Source organism: Pseudomonas marincola, assembly GCF_900682675.2.
In the GTDB taxonomy this organism is placed as follows: Bacteria; Pseudomonadota; Gammaproteobacteria; order Pseudomonadales; family Pseudomonadaceae; genus Aquipseudomonas; species Aquipseudomonas marincola.
The window spans coordinates 4,534,549-4,557,074 of the sequence record NZ_LR215729.2; the positions used below are offsets into that span (position 1 = coordinate 4,534,549).

The 22,526-nt window shown below is 58.0% G+C and carries 21 protein-coding genes; 15 read left to right on the plus strand and 6 right to left on the minus strand.

From position 1 onward, the window contains the following. Positions 1 to 20 precede the first annotated feature (20 nt). From coaBC to argB, 4 genes are all read left to right on the plus strand, one after another. Entirely contained in the window at positions 21 to 1,232 is a 1,212-nt protein-coding gene (gene coaBC, locus PMYSY11_RS20765) for a bifunctional phosphopantothenoylcysteine decarboxylase/phosphopantothenate--cysteine ligase CoaBC (RefSeq protein WP_069898522.1), read from the plus strand. 43 nt (positions 1,233 to 1,275) lie between these two features. Then, entirely contained in the window at positions 1,276 to 1,731 is a 456-nt protein-coding gene (gene dut, locus PMYSY11_RS20770; protein WP_069898523.1) for a dUTP diphosphatase, read from the plus strand. Positions 1,732 to 2,916: 1,185 nt separating this feature from the next. Beyond that, complete coding sequence (algC, locus tag PMYSY11_RS20775; RefSeq protein WP_197737983.1) at positions 2,917 to 4,311, plus strand: phosphomannomutase/phosphoglucomutase; 1,395 nt, start codon at positions 2,917 to 2,919, stop codon at positions 4,309 to 4,311. Between the two features lie 26 nt (positions 4,312 to 4,337). Further along, on the plus strand, positions 4,338 to 5,234 hold the full coding sequence (argB, locus tag PMYSY11_RS20780; RefSeq protein ID WP_069898574.1) for an acetylglutamate kinase: 897 nt from the start codon (positions 4,338 to 4,340) through the stop codon (positions 5,232 to 5,234). A gap of 52 nt (positions 5,235 to 5,286) precedes the next feature. Here argB and PMYSY11_RS20785 read toward each other — a convergent pair whose 3' ends face one another. Further along, entirely contained in the window at positions 5,287 to 5,874 is a 588-nt protein-coding gene (locus PMYSY11_RS20785; protein ID WP_069898525.1) for a DUF4124 domain-containing protein, read from the minus strand. A 23-nt stretch (positions 5,875 to 5,897) separates the two neighbouring features. Further along, positions 5,898 to 6,539 (minus strand): orotate phosphoribosyltransferase, encoded by a 642-nt coding sequence (pyrE, locus tag PMYSY11_RS20790; RefSeq protein WP_069898526.1) that lies wholly within the window; start codon positions 6,537 to 6,539, stop codon positions 5,898 to 5,900. 92 nt (positions 6,540 to 6,631) lie between these two features. Between pyrE and PMYSY11_RS20795 the strand changes: the two genes are divergently transcribed. Next, positions 6,632 to 7,411, plus strand: a complete 780-nt coding sequence (locus tag PMYSY11_RS20795) for an exodeoxyribonuclease III (protein WP_069898527.1) — start codon at positions 6,632 to 6,634, stop codon at positions 7,409 to 7,411. A 44-nt stretch (positions 7,412 to 7,455) separates the two neighbouring features. Here PMYSY11_RS20795 and PMYSY11_RS20800 read toward each other — a convergent pair whose 3' ends face one another. Together PMYSY11_RS20800 and rph are read right to left on the minus strand one after the other, a co-directional pair. Beyond that, positions 7,456 to 7,830, minus strand: coding sequence for a DUF4870 domain-containing protein (locus tag PMYSY11_RS20800; protein WP_150547904.1), 375 nt, complete (start codon positions 7,828 to 7,830; stop codon positions 7,456 to 7,458). A gap of 24 nt (positions 7,831 to 7,854) precedes the next feature. Then, positions 7,855 to 8,577: a ribonuclease PH gene (rph, locus tag PMYSY11_RS20805; RefSeq protein WP_069898529.1), complete on the minus strand. Its 723-nt coding sequence runs from the start codon at positions 8,575 to 8,577 to the stop codon at positions 7,855 to 7,857. Positions 8,578 to 8,717: 140 nt separating this feature from the next. Between rph and PMYSY11_RS20810 the strand changes: the two genes are divergently transcribed. From PMYSY11_RS20810 to PMYSY11_RS20840, 7 genes are all read left to right on the plus strand, one after another. Further along, positions 8,718 to 9,581: a YicC/YloC family endoribonuclease gene (locus PMYSY11_RS20810; RefSeq protein WP_069898530.1), complete on the plus strand. Its 864-nt coding sequence runs from the start codon at positions 8,718 to 8,720 to the stop codon at positions 9,579 to 9,581. A gap of 488 nt (positions 9,582 to 10,069) precedes the next feature. Further along, positions 10,070 to 10,687: a cytochrome P460 family protein gene (locus PMYSY11_RS20815; RefSeq protein WP_090509943.1), complete on the plus strand. Its 618-nt coding sequence runs from the start codon at positions 10,070 to 10,072 to the stop codon at positions 10,685 to 10,687. A gap of 340 nt (positions 10,688 to 11,027) precedes the next feature. Further along, on the plus strand, positions 11,028 to 12,308 hold the full coding sequence (locus PMYSY11_RS20820) for a lactonase family protein (protein ID WP_150547905.1): 1,281 nt from the start codon (positions 11,028 to 11,030) through the stop codon (positions 12,306 to 12,308). Between the two features lie 183 nt (positions 12,309 to 12,491). Continuing rightward, the gene (gmk, locus tag PMYSY11_RS20825) at positions 12,492 to 13,112 is read left to right on the plus strand and encodes a guanylate kinase (RefSeq protein ID WP_069899890.1); all 621 of its coding nucleotides are present in this window, start codon (positions 12,492 to 12,494) and stop codon (positions 13,110 to 13,112) included. A gap of 116 nt (positions 13,113 to 13,228) precedes the next feature. Further along, a complete protein-coding gene (gene rpoZ / locus PMYSY11_RS20830) occupies positions 13,229 to 13,492 on the plus strand; it encodes a DNA-directed RNA polymerase subunit omega (RefSeq protein ID WP_069899891.1) in 264 nt (87 codons plus the stop codon). Between the two features lie 60 nt (positions 13,493 to 13,552). Then, entirely contained in the window at positions 13,553 to 15,661 is a 2,109-nt protein-coding gene (spoT, locus tag PMYSY11_RS20835; RefSeq protein ID WP_069899892.1) for a bifunctional GTP diphosphokinase/guanosine-3',5'-bis pyrophosphate 3'-pyrophosphohydrolase, read from the plus strand. 100 nt (positions 15,662 to 15,761) lie between these two features. Next, the gene (locus PMYSY11_RS20840) at positions 15,762 to 16,142 is read left to right on the plus strand and encodes a RidA family protein (protein WP_069899893.1); all 381 of its coding nucleotides are present in this window, start codon (positions 15,762 to 15,764) and stop codon (positions 16,140 to 16,142) included. Positions 16,143 to 16,185: 43 nt separating this feature from the next. On the opposite strand, the gene PMYSY11_RS20845 is transcribed toward PMYSY11_RS20840, so the two are convergent. Beyond that, a complete protein-coding gene (locus tag PMYSY11_RS20845) occupies positions 16,186 to 17,049 on the minus strand; it encodes an SDR family oxidoreductase (protein ID WP_150547906.1) in 864 nt (287 codons plus the stop codon). Positions 17,050 to 17,145: 96 nt separating this feature from the next. Here PMYSY11_RS20845 and PMYSY11_RS20850 point away from each other — a divergent pair, with 96 nt between their 5' ends. The 3 genes from PMYSY11_RS20850 to PMYSY11_RS20860 all read left to right on the plus strand — a co-directional run bounded on the left by PMYSY11_RS20850 (position 17,146) and on the right by PMYSY11_RS20860 (position 21,757). Beyond that, on the plus strand, positions 17,146 to 18,072 hold the full coding sequence (locus PMYSY11_RS20850) for a hydrogen peroxide-inducible genes activator (protein WP_090509935.1): 927 nt from the start codon (positions 17,146 to 17,148) through the stop codon (positions 18,070 to 18,072). Positions 18,073 to 18,075: 3 nt separating this feature from the next. Further along, positions 18,076 to 20,151, plus strand: a complete 2,076-nt coding sequence (recG, locus tag PMYSY11_RS20855) for an ATP-dependent DNA helicase RecG (RefSeq protein ID WP_069899896.1) — start codon at positions 18,076 to 18,078, stop codon at positions 20,149 to 20,151. 199 nt (positions 20,152 to 20,350) lie between these two features. Then, positions 20,351 to 21,757, plus strand: coding sequence for an HDOD domain-containing protein (locus PMYSY11_RS20860; RefSeq protein WP_150547907.1), 1,407 nt, complete (start codon positions 20,351 to 20,353; stop codon positions 21,755 to 21,757). A gap of 5 nt (positions 21,758 to 21,762) precedes the next feature. Here the strand turns inward: PMYSY11_RS20860 and PMYSY11_RS20865 are convergent, their stop codons facing one another. Beyond that, a complete protein-coding gene (locus tag PMYSY11_RS20865; protein ID WP_150547908.1) occupies positions 21,763 to 22,491 on the minus strand; it encodes a hypothetical protein in 729 nt (242 codons plus the stop codon). Positions 22,492 to 22,526 lie beyond the last annotated feature (35 nt).

Here is a 22,526-nt window from a genome sequence, read left to right on the forward strand (position 1 = left end):
ACCTTATATAAGGCAAGCCTATGCAGCGGCTTTATCGCAAACGCATCATTCTCGGTGTAGGCGGCGGCATTGCCGCTTACAAGAGCGCTGAGCTGGTCCGCCGACTCAAGGACCAAGGGGCTGAGGTACGCGTGGTCATGACCCACGGCGGCCGCGAGTTCATTACTCCGCTGACGCTGCAAGCGCTGTCCGGCAACCCGGTGCACATGGACCTGTTGGACCCCGCTGCAGAAGCGGCAATGGGCCACATCGAACTGGCGCGCTGGGCCGATCTGGTACTGATCGCACCCGCCACAGCCGACCTTATGGCGCGCCTGACCCAAGGCGTGGCCAACGACCTGCTGACCACTTTGGTGCTGGCCACCGACGCGCCGGTCGCACTGGCGCCGGCCATGAATCAGGCCATGTGGCGCGATCCCGCGACCCAGAGCAACGTCGAGCAGCTGCGTGCCCGCGGGATTCGCATGTTTGGCCCGGCCTCAGGCAGCCAGGCTTGTGGTGATGTCGGCCTTGGCCGCATGCTGGAGGCCGATGATCTGGCGCAACTGGCCGCTGACTGCTTCGAGAACGCGATGCTCACTGGCGTGCATGTGCTGATTACCGCAGGCCCGACCCAGGAAAACATCGACCCGGTGCGCTACATCACCAACCACAGCTCCGGCAAAATGGGTTTTGCCCTGGCCGAGGCGGCGGCCGAAGCCGGTGCCAAAGTCACCCTGATCAGCGGCCCGGTGCACCTGCCGACGCCGGATCGGGTCAATCGCATTGATGTGGTCAGCGCGCGCGACATGCTGGCTGCCTGCGAGGCTGCGATGCCGTGCGACGTGTTGATCGCCGCAGCGGCAGTTGCCGATTACCGCCCCGAAGTTGTCGCGCAGCACAAACTGAAGAAAGACCCCACCAGCGGTGATGGCCTGCTTCTGCAGATGGTCCGCAACCCCGACATTCTGGCGACACTGGCGGCACGCGAAGATCGCCCGTTTAGCGTTGGCTTCGCTGCAGAAACTGAAAACTTGCTGGAATATGCTTCGCGCAAACTCAAGGACAAGAACCTTGACCTGATCGTCGCCAATGACGTTGCCAATCCTACTATTGGTTTCAACAGCGAAGAGAATGCCATCACCATTATTGACCGCGAGCTGCATAAAAATAGTTTCGCCCAAACCAGCAAGGGCAAGATTGCCCGGCAACTGGTCGAATTCATCGCCGATCGCCTGAACAACCGCGGCTAGACCGAACGCGATCCGCCACAGCCAACACATTACAGAGCCTGATATGCACGCACTACAAGCCAAGATTCTCGACCCGCGCCTAGGCGCTGAATTCCCGCTGCCGGCTTATGCCACTCCAGGCTCGGCGGGATTGGACCTGCGCGCTATGCTCAAAGAAGAGCTGGTTATCGAGCCGGGGCAAACCGTACTGATCCCAACCGGCTTGTCGATCTATATCGGCGACCCGGGTTTGGCCGCAATGATTCTGCCGCGTTCGGGCCTTGGCCATAAACACGGCATCGTACTGGGCAATCTGGTCGGCTTGATCGACTCGGATTATCAGGGCGAGCTGATGGTTTCGTGCTGGAACCGCGGCCAGAGCGCATTCACCGTCGCTATTGGTGAGCGCATTGCCCAACTGATTCTGGTTCCAGTGGTCCAGGCGCATTTTGATCTGGTCGAGGAATTTGACCTGAGCCAGCGTGGCGCCGGCGGTTTCGGGCACTCTGGCAGTCACTAAGGGCACTTGAGACATCAACGGACTATTGTCGGGAATGACTGAGTGAAGCTATTTAAAAGCGGAAAAAAACAACAACAAGACCCCTTGGCCCCAAGCTCACCTGCCAAAGGCGCCGAAGCCACCTCAAGGCAAAGCAACCCCGGTTTGGTTATCGCCATCGGCGGTTGGCTCTTGGCGACAGCAGTCGTTGCCTACAGCCTGTACGACAATGGCCAGCAGCAGCGCCAACAGCTAAGCCAGGCCTGGAGCAGCAGCCAGGCCGGAGCGCTGCAACAGTCGCTCAAGCAGTTGGCAGCCGATACCCAGACCGCCGCGCAGAGCCCGGCGCTGGTTGCGGCCCTGCAAAGCCAGGACCCCGGCCAGATCCAGAGCACCGAGGCAACGCTCAGCTATTGGCAAGGCATTGTCGATGCGCACCTGACTGCGCGCGGCAAAGGCGCGCTGCAGGCAGACCGTCGGGCGCCGCTCAACTACGCCGCACTGGACATGATCAATCGTGTCGAGAAAGGCAAGGACGCAGCCGTCGAGGCCTATAAGATCGGCGACCAGTGGGTGGTGTACAGCGCCGCAGCCGTGCGTAAAGACAGCAACTCGCCCGTGCTCGGCACCCTGCTGCTGGCATTCGACCTTAAGCGCGTCATGGCGGGCGTACCCGAATTGCCGGCCGGCATAGGCCAAATCGTGCTCACCCAAAAATTCGCCAGCGCCCCGGCGCAAACCCTGAGCCAGCGCGGTAATGGCGGCCAGGCAAGTGAAACCCTGAGCAGCGGCAACCAGAACTGGCAATTAAGCTTCAGCGCTGGCCCTGAACTGCAACCCACGTGGCCTTCATGGCCGCTGCTGGGGCTCGCCGCACTGATTGCGCTGGGCGGATTATTGCTTGGCTTCAAGCTGGCATCGCGCGGTCTCAAGCAACAACTCAGCGAAGACGTCGATCAGCTTCGCCAGCTGATTGGCGAACTCTCAGTGGGTAAGAGCGTCAAATCATTTAGCCTCAACTTGCCAGAACTCGGCCACCTCGCCCAATTATTGGCGAGCATGCCGCGCCGCAGCAACGAGCCGCCGGCCAAACCGGCAGCCAAGCCAGCCGAGCCTGCGCCACCCCTGTTTCAAGACACTGATATCCTCGATATCGACATTCTCGACAATGACCAGGACCCTCTGGAATTGGAGCAAGCACCTGTAATGACTACTGAAATAACTGCACCCAAGCTTCCCGCAGACATTTTCCGCGCGTATGACATTCGCGGCGTCGTGGGCCGTACCTTAACGCCAGAAACCGCTTACTGGGTTGGCCGCGCAGTGGGTTCCGAAAGCCTCGCAAAAGGCGAGCCCAATGTTGCTGTAGGTCGCGATGGCCGCCTCTCGGGGCCAGAGTTGGTTGAGCAGTTGATTCAAGGCCTGGTCGATTGTGGCTGCAATGTCAGCGATGTCGGCATGGTGCCAACGCCGGTGGTTTATTACGCGGCCAACATCCTCAGCGGCAAGTCTGCAGTCATGCTCACCGGCAGCCACAACCCGCCGGATTACAACGGCTTCAAAATCGTTGTCGCCGGCGACACACTGGCTAACGAGCAGATTCAGGCCCTGAAAACCCGCATCGACAACAATGATCTGGCCAGCGGCAACGGCAGCGTCGAGCAGGTCGATGTGCTCGAGGGCTACTTTGCCGAGATTCGTGACGACATCGCGCTGGCCAAGAACCTGCGCGTAGTAGTCGATTGCGGTAATGGCGCAGCTGGCGTCATCGCACCACAGCTGATTGAAGCGCTGGGCTGCGAAGTGATCCCACTGTTCTGCGACGTCGATGGCAACTTCCCGAACCATCACCCGGATCCGGGCAAGCCTGAGAATCTGGTCGACCTGATCGCAGCGGTGAAAGAGCACAACGCCGACCTCGGCCTGGCCTTTGACGGTGACGGCGACCGCGTAGGTGTTGTGACCAATAAAGGCACGATCGTGTACCCGGATCGCCTGCTGATGCTGTTCGCCAAGGATGTGGTTTCGCGTAATCCGGGCGCCGACATCATCTTCGACGTTAAATGCACGCGTCGTCTGATCCCGCTAATCAGCGGCTACGGTGGCCGTCCGGTGATGTGGAAGACCGGCCACTCGCTGATCAAGAAGAAGATGAAAGAAACCGGCGCTCTGCTGGCCGGTGAAATGAGCGGCCATATTTTCTTCAAGGAACGCTGGTTCGGTTTTGATGACGGCATTTACAGCGCCGCACGCCTGCTGGAAATTCTCAGCCAGGAAGACAAAGACGCCGAAAGCATCTTCAACGCCTTCCCGAGCGATATTTCGACGCCGGAAATCAATATCGAAGTTACCGACGCCAACAAGTTCCAGCTGATCCAGAGCCTGCAAGACGACGGCAGCTGGGGCGAAGCCAAAATCACCACGCTCGATGGGGTTCGCGTCGATTACCCGAAAGGCTGGGGTCTGGTTCGCGCCTCCAACACCACTCCGGTTCTGGTATTGCGCTTTGAAGCCGAGACCGAGGAGGAGCTGGAGCGCATCAAGACGGTGTTCCGCACCCAGCTGAACAGCCTCGCACCCGACATTGATGTACCGTTCTAATGACCGATTCAGTAGTGGAGTCCAGCATGCCCCTCGAACGTGATGCCGCCATTCAGGTAGCCCGGGTTCTTTCTGAAGCACTGCCGTATATTCGCCGTTTTGTCGGCAAGACGTTGGTAGTCAAATACGGCGGCAACGCCATGGAAAGTGACGAGCTGAAGACCAACTTTGCCCGTGACATCGTGCTGATGAAGGCCGTGGGCATTAACCCGGTCGTCGTGCACGGCGGCGGGCCGCAAATTGGCGACCTGCTCAAGCGTCTGTCGATTGAAAGCCACTTTGTTGATGGTATGCGCGTTACCGACGCACAAACCATGGACGTGGTAGAGATGGTGCTCGGTGGTCAGGTCAACAAGGACATCGTCAACCTGATCAACCGTCATGGCGGCAGCGCCATCGGCCTGACCGGTAAAGATGCCGAATTGATCCGCGCCAAGAAGCTCAAAGTCAGTCGTCAGACACCTGAAATGACCCAGCCCGAGATCATTGATATCGGCCATGTTGGCGAAGTCACCGGGATCAACACCGAACTGCTTAACATGCTGGTCAAGGGCGACTTCATCCCGGTTATTGCACCGATTGGTGTAGGCCCGGATGGCGAGTCCTACAACATCAACGCCGATCTGGTTGCAGGTAAAGTTGCAGAAGCGCTGCAAGCTGAAAAGCTCATGCTGCTGACCAACATTGCCGGCCTGATGGACAAAGAAGGTCAGGTTCTGACAGGTTTGAACACCGAGCAGGTCGACCGGCTGATCGCGGACGGGACCATTTACGGCGGCATGTTGCCGAAAATCCGCTGCGCGCTGGAAGCGGTGCAAGGCGGCGTGACCAGCGCGCACATCATAGATGGCCGCGTACCTAACGCCGTATTGCTGGAAATCTTCACCGACAGCGGCGTTGGCACACAGATCTGTAACCGCTAAAAACCAGCCAATGCATGGCCAAGCGCAAAAGCGCGAAGCCATGCATTGATGGTTATTGCGTGCGTGTTAGCTCAACAAACCGCGCACGCTCGCTGTTAAAGCTGGCCTCGGTTTTCAGACGAGTATCCTGATACCGTTTGATATCGTCCTGCAGCCGGCGCTCTTCGCCCTTGAGGTTGTTGATGCGGCTAACCACATCCTCCGGAACCGGAGTTGCGGCGCGATCATATTCAGCGGCCTTCTGCTGCAGCTGAGATTGCTGCAAACGTACTGACTGCAAATTGCCTCGCGCCACACCGATAACCCCATCCAACTCTTGCAGGCCCCGTTTCCGGGCACGATCGATGTCCTCGACCGAGCTGTACATGCGCAACAATTGGGCGTCAGCAGCCGCCTTGTCGCGCGCATCCAGTTTTTGCTGCATTTCTTCGCGGCTCAATGCCGCCGGCACCACACGAATTACCCGCCCCTGATCGTTGAGCACTTCATAGCCGCGCGCAATCGAGTCAGGCGGAACACCCTGACGGCTAATCGCCACGCCACCCTTGCTATCGATATAACGATAAGACTCACCGGCAAAGGCCAGTGTGGGCAGCAGTGTTATTAGCAACAAGCAGGGGTTTAGGGCCGACTTGGGCATTGTATTTTCCTTATCTATTAACGTCAGACTCCATAGGTAGCGCGATAAGCCTGAACCGCCGGAAGGTGCTGTTTAAGCTCAGCATCTTCTGCCAAATACTCAAGCACTTGCTCCAGCGAAACGATGCTGACAACCGGAATACCGAAATCCCTCTCGACTTCCTGAATGGCTGACAACTCGCCTTTACCACGCTCTTGACGATTCAATGCAATTAAAACGCCAGCAGCCGTCGCACCCTGCGCCTGAATAATCTGCATAACCTCGCGAATTGCCGTTCCCGCGGTAATAACATCATCGATAATCAGAACTTTGCCGGCCAGCGGCGCTCCAACCAACGTGCCGCCTTCGCCATGGTCCTTGGCTTCCTTGCGGTTGAAACACCAGGGCACATCGTGCTCATGATGATCAGCCAATGCGACAGCAGTGGTAGCCGCGAGCGGAATACCCTTGTAGGCTGGTCCAAACAATACATCGAAAGAAATACCGCTATCTGCGACTGCTGCGGCATAGAATCGCCCCAGTTGCGCCAACGCCGAACCACTGTCAAACAGGCCCGCATTGAAGAAGTATGGACTGGTGCGCCCCGACTTGAGAGTGAACTCACCAAAGCGCAAAACACCGCGTTGAATGGCAAAACGAATAAACTCGCGTTGGTATGCTTGCATGGAAAGCCCCAAAAAACAGAGATTTGACTAGGAATTTAGCTAATAGACACGACCTCGGGTATCATACACGCACGTGTTTTTGGGGGCCATTTATGCGGATCATCAGTGTAAACGTGAATGGTATTCATGCTGCAGTCGAGCGCGGTTTGCTCAGTTGGCTGCAAGCACAGAATGCCGACGTGATCTGCCTGCAGGACACCCGTGCCTCCGCCTTTGAGCTGGACGACCAAGCCTTCCAACTGGATGGCTATTTCCTCTATGCCTGCGATGCAGAAGTACCAAGCCAAGGTGGCGTGGCTCTGTATTCGCGTTTGCAGCCCAAGGCGGTAATCAGCGGCCTCGGCTTTGAAATGGCCGATCGCTACGGGCGCTACCTGCAGGCAGATTTCGATAAAGTAAGCATCGCCACTCTGTTGCTGCCATCAGGGCAGGACGGCGATGAGAGCTTGAATCAAAAATTCAAGTTCATGGACGACTTCACCCATTATCTGGACAAGCAGCGCCGCAAGCGCCGCGAGTACATTTATTGCGGCTCGCTGTACGTCGCGCACCAGAAGCTGGATGTGAAGAACTGGCGCGACTGCCAGCAATCACCCGGCTTCATGGCGCCAGAGCGGGCCTGGATGGATGAAGTGCTGAACAACATGGGCTACGTTGACGCCCTGCGTGAAGTGAATCGTGAAGGCGACCAGTTCAGCTGGTGGCCGGATAACGAACAGGCAGAAATGCTCAACCTCGGTTATCGCTTCGATTACCAGTTGCTCACACCCGGCATGCGCCGCAGTGTGCGCACCGCACGCCTGCCGCGTCAGCCACGCTTCTCGCAGCACGCTGCACTGACGGTGGATTACGACTGGATTCTCAGCGTATAAACCGCCAGACATAAAAAAACCGGCTCGCGCCGGTTTTTTTATGTCTACTTGATCAGCCGCCAACTGAACGGATAACGATAGGCTTGGCCCTCGTTAGCCTTGATCCCGGCAATGATCGCCAGCACGATGCCGGCAATAGTTACCAGACTCGCCAACATGAAGCCGATCACCACCAGCATCAGCAGCACGCTGATCATGAAGGCAATGCTCACGCTAATCTGAAAGTTAAGCGCCTCTTTACCCTGCGCATCCACAAAAGGATCAACATCCTTCTTGATTTGCCAGAGAATCAGCGGCCCGATCAGATTACCGAACGGAAAAACAAACCCCAGAAAAGCCGCAAAATGGCAGAACATTGCCCATTGCCGTGCTTCTTGGCTGGGAGCGGGTACGGGTACCTGTGGCTCTTGTTGATCCATTACTTGCCCTCCTGACTCATTGGCTCAATCGGCCAGTGCGGCCTTTTGAATCTCAAACAACTCATTAACGCCCTTGCCTGCCAACGCCAGCATGGCATTCAGCTCTTCCGGCTGGAAAGGCGCGCCTTCGGCGGTGCCCTGCACTTCGATGAAGCCGCCAGCGCTGGTCATAACCACGTTGAGGTCAGTCTCGGCTGCCGAGTCTTCCAGATAATCCAAGTCGAGTACCGCCTCGCCCTTGTACATGCCAACGGAAACAGCTGCGATCATCTGCTTGAGCGGATCGCCGCCTTTCAGGCCGCCACGCTTCTTGATGATTTTCAACGCGTCGATCAAGGCCACCATCGAACCGGTGATAGATGCAGTACGGGTGCCGCCGTCTGCCTGAATCACATCGCAATCGACGTACAGGGTGTTTTCACCCAGCTTAGACATGTCGAGCGCAGCGCGCAGCGAACGGCCGATCAGGCGCTGGATTTCCAAGGTGCGACCGCCCTGCTTGCCACGGCTGGCTTCACGCTGGTTACGGTCACCGGTTGCACGCGGCAGCATGCCGTATTCAGCAGTCAACCAACCCTGACCCTGACCCTTGAGGAAGCGCGGAACGCCCGACTCGACGCTGACCGTACAGATCACCTTGGTATCACCGAACTCAACCAGCACCGAACCCTCGGCATGCTTGGTGTAGTTACGGGTGATGCGGATTGCGCGCAACTCGTCGGCGCTGCGGCCACTTGGACGTTTCATCAAGGTATACCCACTCTGTATAGAATTCTGGCGCCCATTATAAAGGTCCAAGCCTTACGGCGACATGACCAATTGGGCCGCCCGACACACTGCGCTACAATCGGCGCTCAATGCATCAGACAGACTCCGAGGTTAGCTCCATGATCCACAGTATGACCGCCTTCGCCCGTAACGAGCAGACTGTGGCCAACGGCACGCTGAGCTGGGAGCTGCGCTCCGTCAATCATCGCTACCTTGAGCCGCACTTGCGCCTGCCGGAGTCGTTCCGCGATCTGGAAGGCTCGGTACGCGACGCGCTGCGTAAAGGCCTCTCGCGCGGCAAGGTCGAATGCACCCTGCGCTATACCGAAGACAATAGCGCGGGCGAGTTGCAGGTCGACCGCGAGCGCGCCTCGCAACTGATCGCAGCGGCCGAGACCATCGCCGGCCTGATCAAACAACCTGCGCCGCTCAATCCGCTGGAAGTTCTGGCCTGGCCTGGCGTACTGGTTGCCGATGCCAGCGATCCACAAGCCTTGAACAAAGCCGCGCTGGACGCATTCAACAAGGCCCTGCGCGAGCTGAAAGAAGGCCGCAAGCGTGAAGGCGCCGAACTGGCAAAAGTGCTCAGCGAACGCCTCGACGGCATCAGCGAGCAGGTCGTGACATTGCGCGAACTGGTCCCGGAAATGCTCAAGGCGCAACGCCAGAAGGTGCTTGATCGCTGCGTCGAGATGCAAGCCGAACTCGACCCGCAACGTCTTGAACAAGAGATGGTGCTGCTGGCACAAAAGAGCGATGTCGCCGAAGAGCTGGATCGGCTCAACACCCATGTGACTGAAGTCCGCCGGGTTCTCAATGCCGAAGGCGCAGCCGGTCGCCGCCTTGATTTCCTCATGCAGGAACTCAACCGCGAAGCCAACACCCTTGGTTCAAAAGCCTTCGACACGCGCAGCACGCAAGCGGCCGTAAACCTCAAGGTGCTGATTGAGCAGATGCGCGAGCAAGTACAAAATATCGAGTGATTACCCGATCAACAGACGGGTCGAGCACACGCGAAACCCGTCTGCGCACACGCCGCGATGAATACCCTGACTGACCCACCTCGCAAAACGCTTCACGCCCAACACCTCTGCCAGTATCTACACGCCTCCATTCATCCTGTGCCCCGCATGATGTCGCGCCGTAGATGTCCACCAAAAATCTAATTAATAAAACCCATACTTAGGATATGTAGACTTTATTTATATCCCTATGCATCAACTACTAACTTGCTGACAACAGCCCACCTGAAACTTTTCAGCTCACTACCTGACAGGAGGTAAAAATCTGTAGGCATATTCCTACATATTAATCCTGTTATTAATGCATCAGCAGGTTTCAGCACATATAGCGATGGGTTCTTGGTCAGATACTACGTACTTGGGCTTACACAACTTCAATATTATGAGCTAATGTTCCGCAAGCATTGCACGACGCAATGTGTATAAAACTTTACAAGGACTTGTTAGCCATGAAATCAATCAAGAAATCATTGCTGGGCTTAGCCCTCGCCGGGACAATCGGCCAAATATTTATTGCAGGCGCGGCAGTTGGCGGCGAGCTTTATACATTTAAAGACGGCAAGCTGGACCGCCCAACGGGCTATCGCGAATGGGTATTCGTGGGCACCCCACTTACCCCGAATGACATGAACAACGGCAAGGCCGCTTTTCCTGAATTCCACAACGTCTACATTGACCGCAAGAGCTGGGATCAATGGAAAGAAAAGGGCACCTTCCGTGACGGCGCGATCATGGTTAAAGAACTGATCGACGTCGGCAGCAAGGCCGCACCTAGCGGCAAAGGCTACTTTGAAGGCGACTTCATCGGCCTGGAAGCCACGATCAAGAGCAAGAAGCTGTTCCCGAAAGAGCCTGGCAACTGGGCCTACTTCAGCTTCTCGACGCCTGATCACAAGGCGCTGACCGACACCGCAACCGCCTTCCCGACCGCCGCCTGCAATGCCTGCCACGACGCATCAGCAGCCGACGACTTTGTCTTCACCCAGTACTACCCAGTGCTGCGTGCCGGTAAAGGTAAAGGCAAAGATGCAACCGGCGGCACCCTTTCCGACCTGACGGCAAAGTAACAGCACAGGCAGTCCAGCCGCGCTGGAATCACTGATGCCCAGTCAACCCGCGCGGGCTTGTATGCGCGCGGATTGACTCGATAACTTAAGCTCTATCATTTAATGCAAACAAGAACTATTGGTAATAACTTAGCCAAGGCTTTGCTTCGCCTGAACATCCGCCTTGTATAACGCGATATTAATATTATTCACACAGCGTTTTATTGAAATTCAGCGCAAGCCGCTAATTAGCCGAAGAGCAGTGCCATAGACTTATCTACTGTGACTAGCAGATTGATTATGCAGCAGCTGAAACTGCCCGCCACGACTTCTTGTTCGTAATCCGATAAAGGGAATTATCATGAATACAGCAAAAACTTTACTCGCCATTGCATTGACCACCGCCTGTGCAAGTGCAATGGCGGCCGAGCAGGTAGGCGCGGTATATGCCTCAAGTAATAAAGCCGAAGGCAATACCATCGTCGCCTTCAAGCAAATGAGTGATGGCAGCCTGAGCACGCTGGGCGAGTTCAAGTCCGGCGGCAAAGGCACCGGAAATATCGAAATTTTCGACGGCGGCTATGACCCGACTCACCCACTGGCTGACGGCATTGATCCGCTGATTTCCGCTTACGGTGTCTATAACACCGAAGACAAAAAGCACCTGCTCACCGTCAACTCCGGCGACGGCACCATCAGTTCGTTCAATGTCGCCGACGACTTCAAGCTGAAACTGGTGAATACCGTCAAAGCCAGCGATATCCACCCGGTCAGTATCGCCTCCAAAGGCAAGCTGGTTTATGTGGCGAGTTCCGGCGATGCCAAGGCTCCGCCATTCAGCGGCAACATCAGCGGCTTCACCATCGACGCGGCTGGCAAGCTCACGCCAATCGCCAACTCGACCCGCAATCTGGGCGCTCGCCCAACCACAATCGTGTTCTCGACTGACGGCAAGTTTGTCGTGGTCAACGAGTTGGTGACCGGGCAATTTAAAGTATTTGCCGTGAATGCAGACGGCACTCTTTCCAAGGAGCCGGTTTCCGTCGCCAGCGCGCCGAACGGCGATTCGAGCCGTGCCCTGCCAATCCCGGTCGGCTTCGACATTGTAAAAGGCGCTAAGGGCGACATCATTGTTGCCTCTGAGGCACGCTTTCTGGACAAGAAAGGCATGCTGCGCGAAGACGCCGGCAAGGTCCCGCAGTCGCCGAAATACTCATGGCAAACCAGCTCGTCCTCGTCCTACACCATGGACGGTAAAGGCCAGATCAAACTGGTAACAGCGGACGCCCTGACCGGCGATGCGGTCGAAGGTGGCGAGATCGCCAATTGCTGGGTTGAGACTTCGCGAGACGGCAAAACGCTGTGGGCAGCCAATGCACTGTCCAGCTCCATCAGCGCCTACACCATCAACCCGGATGGCAGCATCGCTCTGAAAACCGCAACGGCCTACAAGAACGAGGCTGAAATGGACTTCTTCAGCGACCTGACGCTCAGCGCCGACGGCAAGTACATCAATCAGCTGATCGGCAACAAAGGTGAAGTGACCGTATTCAAGGTTGGCGCTGATGGCTTCACATTGACGCCAGTTGGCACTTACGGCGGCCTGCCAAAAATTGGCGCTTACGGCATCATTTCGCTGTAATCGGCCAGTCGCTTTCAAGCCGCCGCCCGCAGAAACTAGCCTGCTCGCGGCGGCTCAACTGCCCACTATTTACCCGATGCAGATGGATATCCCGCGAAGTTTCAGCCGTGTTTGTCGCCAAACCGCCTTATAATGCTCAATCGTTGCGACTACGCTTGGCTTATTGCTTTTCAGGACACACACATGACGCTTACAACCGGGACCCTGTACATCATCTCTGCACCTTCTGGCGCGGGCAAGACCAGCCTGGTCAAGGCGCTGATCGACAGCGAGGCGATGATTCGTGTGTCTGTCTCGCACACCACACGCGCCATGCGTCCGGGCGAAGTCGATGGTGAGAACTACCACTTCATCAACCGCGAGCAGTTCCACGCCATGCTCGACAAGAACGAGTTTCTGGAACACGCGCAGGTTTTCGACAACCTCTACGGCACCTCGCAAACCTGGGTCGAAACCACGCTGGCCGAGGGCTATGACCTGATTCTGGAAATCGACTGGCAAGGCGCGCAACAGGTTCGTCGCCTGATGCCGGAGTCACGCTCGATCTTCATCCTGCCGCCGACTCAGGAAGCATTGCGCCATCGCCTTACCAACCGTGGCCAGGACAGCGGCGAGATCATTGAGCGCCGCATGCGCGAGGCCGTCAGCGAGATGAGCCACTACGTCGAGTACGATTATGTGATTATCAATGATGACTTTGCTCACGCATTGAGCGATCTTAAAGCCGTATTCCGTGCCAACCAGCTGCAACAAACCGCACAGCAACAGCGTCACGCCGGGCTGTTGAGCGAGCTTCTGGCTTAAGCCGTACGGCAGCACGACAAAACAAAAGCTTCCCATAACGCTGGTGATTTTTTAGACTATCCAGTCCGCTCGCCCATTCGGGCCCAGCTTTAATTGCATTTGCTACGAGGAACACCATGGCCCGCGTTACCGTTGAAGATTGCCTGGACAACGTTGATAACCGCTTTGAGCTGGTCATGCTTGCGACCAAGCGTTCGCGTCAGCTCGCTACCGGCGGCAAAGAGCCAATGGTTCCGGTTGAAAACGACAAGCCTACCGTTATCGCCCTGCGCGAAATCGCTGCCGGCCTGATGAACTACGACGTCATCGCCCAAGCTGAAATCGTTGAAGAAGAGCCATTGTTTGGCTCATTTGAGGACGAGGCTAACGAGCCTCTGTAAGCCTATGCCCGGTCGACGTCGTAAGGCGCATGGTCGCTCAGCTCAGCATGGAGAACACCTATGCCGAGCATAGACGCCCTCGCCACTCGACTTTCGACCTACCTCGGCGATGACCAGGTCAATCTGGTCCGCCGAGCCTATTTCTATGCCGAGCAAGCCCACGACGGCCAACGCCGCCGCAGTGGTGAGGCATATGTAACCCACCCGCTCGCGGTGGCTAGCATTCTTGCTGACATGCACATGGACCATCAAAGCCTGATGGCGGCCATGCTGCATGACGTAATCGAAGACACCGGCATCGCCAAAGAAGCACTCACCGCGCAGTTCGGTGAGTCCGTGGCCGAGCTGGTTGATGGCGTCAGCAAGCTGACCCAGATGAACTTCGAAACCAAAGCCGAAGCGCAAGCCGAAAACTTCCAGAAAATGGCGATGGCCATGGCCCGTGACATTCGGGTGATTCTGGTCAAGTTGGCCGACCGCCTGCACAACATGCGCACGCTGGAAGTGCTGTCTGGCGAAAAGCGCCGTCGCATCGCCAAAGAAACGCTGGAAATCTACGCACCGATCGCCAACCGTTTGGGCATGCACAGCATGCGCGTAGAGTTCGAAGACCTCGGCTTCAAGGCCATGCACCCGATGCGCGCCGGCCTGATCCGCGCAGCCGTGCGCCGTGCCCGTGGCAACCGCAAAGAAATCGTCAATAAAATTGAAGAGTCTCTGGTGCATTGCCTTGAACGCGAAAATCTTCAAGGCGAGGTCAGCGGGCGCGAGAAGCACCTGTACGGTATTTACCAGAAGATGCGCGGCAAGCGCCGGGCGTTCAATGAAATCATGGACGTCTACGCCTTCCGCATCATCGTCGACAAGGTAGACACCTGCTATCGCATCCTCGGCGCCGTGCACAATCTGTACAAACCGCTGCCGGGACGCTTCAAAGACTACATCGCAATTCCCAAGGCCAATGGCTATCAGTCGTTGCACACCACGCTGTTCGGTATGCATGGCGTGCCCATCGAAATCCAGATCCGCACGCGCGAGATGGAAGAGATGGCCAACAACGGCATCGCTGCGCACTGGCTCTATAAATCCAACGAAGAAGATCAGCCCAAAGGCACTCACGCCCGTGCGCGGCAGTGGGTCAAGGGCGTTCTGGAGATGCAGCAACGCGCGGGCAACTCGCTGGAATTTATCGAGAGCGTGAAGATCGACCTGTTCCCGGACGAGGTCTACGTCTTCACCCCGAAAGGCCGCATCATGGAGCTGCCAAAAGGCTCAACGGCAGTCGACTTTGCTTACGCGGTGCACACCGATGTCGGCAACACTTGTATTGCCTGCCGGATCAATCGTCGCCTTGCACCGCTGTCACAAGCGCTGGAGAGCGGCTCGACGGTTGAGATCGTCAGCGCGCCGGCGGCACGCCCGAACCCGGCATGGTTGAACTTTGTAGTCACCGGCAAGGCGCGTACGCATATCCGCCACGCGCTCAAGCAACAGCGTCGCTCAGAGTCGATCAACCTCGGCGAACGCTTGCTCAACAAGGTGCTGGCCAGCTTCGACACCAGCCTCGAGAAGATCAGCCAAGAACGAATTCAACTGGTACTCAGCGAATACCGTCAGCAGGTCATCGAAGACGTGCTGGAAGACATCGGCCTGGGTAACCGCATGGCCTATGTTGTCGGCCGCCGTATGCTCGCCAGCGAAGGCGAAGAGCGCCCAAGCAGCGAAGGCCCGCTGGCGATTCGCGGCACCGAAGGCCTGGTTCTTAGTTACGCCAAATGCTGCACGCCAATTCCAGGCGACCCGATTGTCGGCTACCTGTCTGCGGGTAAAGGCATGGTCGTGCACCTCGAAAGCTGCCGCAACATTGGCGAGGTGCGCAACAATCCGGAGAAGTGCATCCAGCTATCCTGGGCGAAAGATGTCACCGGCGAATTCAACGTCGAGTTGCGCGTCGAACTGGAACACCAGCGCGGCCTGATCGCCCTGCTCGCCGGCAGTGTCAACGACGCCGACGGCAACATCGAGAAGATCAGCATGGATGAGCGCGACGGGCGCATGAGTGTCGTGCAGTTGGTGGTCAGCGTACATGACCGCGTGCATCTGGCCCGCGTGATCAAGAAGCTGCGCGCCTTGCTGGGCGTTATTCGCATCACCCGGGTGCGTTCCTGAGTACACACATTCATCGACATTGTTGTACGGTGGCCTGACCACCGTACTCGAATTGTCTGCACGTGGGCCAAGCCCGCGCAACCTTCAACTGGAGAATCTCATGAGCAAGAGCGTTATCACCAGCGACAAAGCACCTGCAGCTATCGGCACCTACTCTCAGGCGATCAAGGCTGGCAACACTGTGTACATGTCCGGCCAGATCCCGCTGGACCCGAAAACCATGGAACTGGTTGAAGGCTTTGAAGCCCAGACCGTTCAGGTATTCGAGAACCTCAAGTCGGTTGCAGAAGCTGCTGGCGGCTCGTTCAAGGACATCGTCAAACTCAACATCTTCCTGACCGACCTGTCGCACTTCGCCACCGTCAACGAAGTGATGGGCCGTTACTTTGAGCAGCCATATCCAGCTCGCGCCGCCATTGGTGTTGCGGCGCTGCCAAAAGGCGCTCAGGTAGAAATGGACGCGATTCTGGTCATCGAATAAGCGTTTTTGAGCAGGGGCGCGCTAAACGCCCCTGCTCTGCTGCTCAGCTCAAATCCTGCAGGATAGCGGCATAGCCTTCGCGATAACTCGGGTACTGCGGCGTCCAGCCCAAGGCCCGCGCACGCGCATTACTGCAACGCTTACTCCCCGCCCGGCGCACTGTCGCCTCATCCCCCGCCCAATGCGTCACGCCTAATTGCTCGCGTAACCACGCCACCACTTCGTGCAGGGGCGCAGGCTGATCATCGACGCCGATGTAGCAATCTTCCAGCGCAACGCCGCGTTCATCTGCTTGCAGTAAAAAGGCCAGCAAGCCGCTCGCATCATCGACATGAATGCGATTGCCATACAGCGGCGGCTCGACCGCGACCCGGTACCCTTCACGCACCTGATTGATCAGCCATTTGCGCCCCGGCCCGTATATTCCGGTGAGGCGCACAACAGTGGCTGGCAGGCCAGCGGACAACGCCACCTGCTCGGCCTCGAGCATGATTCGCCCGCTAAAACGCCCGGCGCCGACTGGCGAGGTCTCATCCACCCATTCGCCCTCCTGCTGGCCGTAAACGCCACTGCTTGAGACAAACAGCACGCGCTTGGGTTGCTGGCCGGACTTTGCCAACCAGCCCAGCGTACGTTTTAGCCCATCGACATAAGCCGCGCGGTATCCAGCCTCATCGGACTGAGTCGCGGCAGCACAATAAACCAGATAATCCAGCGCTCCCGCCGGCCATTGCGCCGGGCAGGCATCGGCCTGCAAATCACCCGTCACCGGTTCGATCTGCGGCGGCAATTGCGCAGTGTTGCGGCGCAACCCAAACACCTGCCAATCCGCCTGAGCCAGCCGTAAGCCCAAGCGCGTGCCGACGTCACCACACCCTGCAATCAATACCCGCGTAGCTGTTGGCATGCGATTCTCCATTATTTTCACCTGCGAGCAGTTTAGCGCGGTTGGTTCATTGCATTGCAAAGGCTATGCTAGGGCGGTACTTAATGGATGGACGCTATGACCCTTACTGAACTGCGCTATATCGTCACCCTCGCTCAGGAGCAGCACTTTGGCCGTGCGGCCGAGCGTTGCCATGTCAGTCAGCCGACGCTTTCGGTCGGGGTCAAGAAACTCGAAGATGAACTCGGTGTGCTGATTTTCGAGCGCAGCAAAAGCGCCGTGCGCTTGACGCCCGTAGGCGAAGGCATCATCACGCAGGCACAGAAGGTTCTGGAGCAGGCTCAGGGTATTCGTGAGCTGGCTCAGGCGGGCAAGAACCAGCTCGCCGCACCACTGAAAATCGGCGCAATCTACACCGTTGGCCCGTACCTGTTCCCGCATCTGATTCCGCAGCTGCACCGTGTTGCTCCGGAAATGCCGCTGTATATCGAAGAAAACTTTACTCACGTCCTGCGCGACAAACTGCGCACCGGCGAGCTGGATGCAGTGATCATTGCTCTGCCGTTTCAGGAAGCCGACGTGCTGACCAAAGCCCTTTACGACGAGCCGTTTTACGCGCTGATGCCGAGCGGCCATCCGTGGACTGAGCTGAAGTCGATCGACAGCAAGCTGCTCAACGACAAGAGTCTGCTGCTGTTGGGCGAAGGCCACTGCTTCCGCGATCAGGTACTTGAGGCCTGCCCGACCCTGCGCAAGGGCGGCGAAGATCACGCCAAGCACACCACCGTGGAATCCAGCTCACTGGAAACCATTCGCCACATGGTTGCCTCCGGTCTGGGCGTATCAATCCTGCCGCTCTCGGCTGTCGACAGCCACCATTACGCGCCTGGGATTATCGAAGTGCGTCCGCTGAGTGCGCCCGTGCCCTTTCGTACCGTGGCCATTGCCTGGCGCGCGAGCTTTCCACGGCCCAAGGCGATTGAAATTCTCGCGGACTCGATCCGCCTGTGCTCGGTCTCACGCGCACAACCGCAAAGCGTATAAGCAATGACCGAGTTGGCAGCGGTTCCCGTAACTGCACTTAAAGGTGTTGGCGCGGCCATGCAGGAGAAGCTCACCAAGGTCGGTCTGGAAAACCTTCAGGATGTGCTGTTTCACTTGCCGCTGCGTTATCAGGATCGCACGCGCATCGTGCCAATCGGCTCGCTGCGCCCCGGTCAGGATGCCGTGGTTGAAGGCACGGTTACCGGCGCCGACATTGCCATGGGCAAACGCCGCAGCCTGTTGGTGCGCCTCAACGATGGCACCGGCACGCTCAGCCTGCGCTTCTATCACTTCAGTAATGCACAGAAGGAAGGCCTCAAACGCGGCACTCATCTGCGCTGCTACGGCGAAGTCCGCCCCGGCTCATCAGGGCTGGAGATTTACCACCCGGAATACCGCGCGCTCAGCGGCGAGACGCAAATTGCCGTCGAACAAACCCTGACGCCGATCTACCCGACCACCGAAGGCCTGACCCAACAGCGCCTGCGTCAGCTCAGTGAACTGGCGCTGGCCCGCCTTGGCCCGCACAGCTTGCCAGACTGGTTGCCGGAAGAGCTGGCCAAGGAATACCAATTAGGCCCGCTGGCCGAAGCTATTCGCTATCTGCACCGACCGCCCGCCGATGCTGACATTGAAGAACTTGCCGAGGGCCGACACTGGGCGCAACACCGCCTGGCTTTTGAAGAACTGCTTACCCATCAACTGTCGCTGCAGCGCCTGCGCGAGAGTGTCCGCGCGCAACAAGCGCCGCAACTTCCAGTCGCCAGCAAGCTGCCTGCGCAGTTTTTGCACAATCTGGGTTTTGAACCCACCGGAGCCCAGAAGCGCGTGGGCGCCGAGATTGCTTACGATCTGGCACAGGATGAACCCATGCTGCGCCTGGTTCAGGGTGACGTCGGCTCCGGCAAGACCGTGGTCGCCGCCTTTGCTGCCCTGCAAGCGCTGGAAGCCGGGTATCAGGTGGCGCTGATGGCCCCGACCGAGATTCTCGCCGAGCAGCACTTCATCAACTTCAGCAAATGGTTGCAGCCACTGGGGCTGGAAGTTGCCTGGCTGGCGGGCAAGCTCAAGGGCAAGGCGCGCGCAGCAGCGCTCGAACAAATCGCCAGTGGCGCGCCGATGGTGGTTGGCACCCACGCGCTGTTTCAGGATGAAGTGAAGTTCCACAAACTGGCGCTGGTGATCATCGACGAGCAACACCGTTTCGGCGTCCAGCAGCGTCTGGCTCTGCGCAAAAAAGGGGTCGATGCGCGACTCTGCCCGCACCAGTTGATCATGACCGCGACGCCGATTCCGCGCACGCTGGCCATGAGCGCTTACGCCGATCTCGACACCTCGATTCTCGACGAATTGCCGCCCGGACGTACGCCGGTCAATACCGTCCTGATTGCCGACAGCCGCCGCATCGAAGTGATCGAGCGCGTGCGCACTGCCTGCAACGAGGGCCGCCAAGCGTATTGGGTGTGCACGCTGATTGAAGAGTCTGAAGAGCTGACGTGTCAGGCCGCCGAAACCACCTTTGAAGACCTGGCTGCCGCGCTGGGCGGGCTCAATGTGGGCCTGATTCACGGCCGCATGAAACCCGCCGAGAAGGCGGCGATCATGGATCAGTTCAAACAAGGCGCCCTGCAACTGTTGGTCGCCACCACCGTGATCGAAGTCGGTGTGGACGTGCCGAATGCCAGCCTGATGATTATCGAAAATCCCGAGCGACTAGGGCTGGCGCAACTGCATCAGCTGCGTGGCCGGGTCGGGCGCGGCAGCGCTGCCAGCCATTGCGTACTGCTCTATCACCCGCCGCTGTCGCAACTCGGCCGTGAGCGACTGGGCATCATGCGTGAAACCTGCGACGGCTTTTTAATTGCCGAGAAAGACCTGGAAATTCGCGGCCCCGGTGAAATGCTCGGCACCCGTCAAACTGGCCTGCTGCAATTCAAGGTGGCCGACCTGATGCGCGACGCCGATCTTTTGCCCGCGGTTCGGGATGCGTCAATGAGCTTGCTGCAGCAGTGGCCGCAGCATGTCAGCCCGCTGCTGGATCGCTGGCTGCGACACGGCCAGCAATACGGTCAAGTCTGAGTTCTGGAGCGGCCTTATGGCCGACTCTGATGTGGCAGAATGTCGACAAATTGGCAGCCAGTGGCAGCGTCGGCGAAAATTTGCTGATATTGTCATCGATTAATCAGAATTTTGACGCTACCCTCGTGCACCGTCAGACTGTTATCGTCTATTAGTCAGCCATTATTTCGATCTGTTATCGCCCAGAACCGGATATACAATGCCTCAAGCTCTCAATCCAGCTGTCGACTCTGCTACTGCGCCGCTCATCATCACACAACTGCTCGACAAGCTCGGCCTCAGTTATCAGGCTCACTCGGAGAAAGCCGGTATCCCTGCAGCCCAGCGCCTGCAAGCGATCATGCTGGAAGACAGCATTGGCGCCATGTTGCTGCTGTTTCGCCACGACCAACTCCTTGACCTCAACCGGCTCGAAGAACTTACCGGCCGCAAGCTCACGGTGCTCAAGCCCGAGCGCCTGGCACGCATGCTCAGCCCGCATAACCTGAACACGCTGCCCGGTTTGCCGCCGCTGACCAACTCGCCCTGCACTTACGACGAATCGATCCTGCAGGAGCCAAGCGTGTGGGTTGAGTCGGGCAAGCCCGGGGTTTTGCTCGAACTCTCCAGTGCCGACTTCAAAACCCTGCTGACCAAGGCCAGCTGTGCACGATTTGCCGAGCCGCTGGAGCGAATCCGCATCAACCTTGATCGCCCCAACGATGATCCGGCAGAAATCAATCAGGCAGTAAAGGCATTCACCGCGCGCCGTATTCAACAACGCCTTGAAGAAACCATCGAAATTCCGCCGCTGTCCGCCACCGCCCGGAAAATCACCAAGCTGCGCACCGAGCCGGATGCAACCATCGACGACATTACCGGCGTGGTCGAAACTGATCCCGCGCTGGCGGCGCAGGTAGTCAGCTGGGCGGCTTCACCCTACTACGCCGCGCCGGGGAAAATTCGCTCGGTAGAAGATGCAATTGTCCGCGTGCTGGGCTTTGAACTGGTCATCAATCTGGCCTTGGGGCTGGCGTTAGGCAAAACACTGGGCCTGCCCAAAGATCATCCGCAGCAAGCCACGCCCTATTGGCAGCAAGCCATTTATACCGCCGCCGTCATTGAGGGGCTGACCCGCGCCATCCCTCGTGAGCAGCGCCCGGAGCCGGGCCTGACCTATCTCGGCGGGCTTTTGCACAACTTCGGATATTTGCTGCTGGCGCATGTATTCCCGCCACACTTCTCGCTGATTTGCCGGCATATCGAGGCCAATCCGCACGTGCCGCACAGCTATATTGAGCAGCATTTTCTGGGCATCAGCCGGGAGCAGATCAGCGCGTGGCTGATGCGTTACTGGGACATGCCGGAAGAGCTCGCCAACGCGCTGCGTTTTCAACACGACAGCGACTACAGAGGCGAGCACGCGCAATACGCCAACCTGATTAACGTTGCAGTCGGGCTGCTGCGTAATCGCGGCATCGGCCATGGTCCCGACCGCGAAGTTCCGCAGGAGCTGTTTGACAGGTTGGGACTGAGCCGTGACAAAGCCAATCAGGCGGTAGACAAAGTGCTTGAGGCCGAGGCCACGCTACGCGAACTGGCGTTGCAGTTTCAGCCCATCCACTAACCGGATCAGAGCTTGGCGCGGCGCTCAGCGAACAGTTGCGGCATCAGCTCGATGCTGCGCTGCAACAGGCGGCTCAACTCAGGCTGCTCATAAAGCGCGGCATACTCAGCAACCTTGTCACTCGGCTGCTGGCGGTACGCGAACAGCATGAAGGACTCAACGGCCGAGCTGCTCGACTCGCGCAATACCGGCATTTGCGCGGCAGTCTGTTCGGCCAGCTGGGCTTCATCGGCGTTCTTGCTCTGCGCCTTGAGGGCCATCAGCGCCTGCGTCTTGGCGACTTCATAGCGCAGTAACGTGGCCATATCGGAAGTACGCGCCGCCGCATCAAGACGGTGCACCAACTCAACACGTGAACCGCGCGGCGGCTTCGCCTTGAGCTGCTGACGATACGCTTCCAGCGCCTCTCCGCCGCCCTCGCCCACCGCCCGTTCAGCTTGAGTGAACTGCAGCGCCAGCGGGCTCTGCAAGGCCAGCTCTATGCGCTCGAGCTCAGCTTGCTGGAACTCGCCAGACATCTTCTCGGCGAGCTCTGCACAGAGCGGCTTGGCAGCAAACAGCTGATCGAGTTGCGGCTGCTCGGGCTGCCCACGCTGGATCAAAGGCGCGGCTTGCTCGCACAACAGGCTGATACCGGATAAACCAAATACCTGCTCGTAGTGTTGAGGGCTCGCCGGTTCGGCTTGAACCAGGGTTACCCCCAGCAGAAATGGCAGCGCCAGCAGCAGTCGCATCGTTTATCTCCCTGAAGTTGAGGCGAATTTCATAT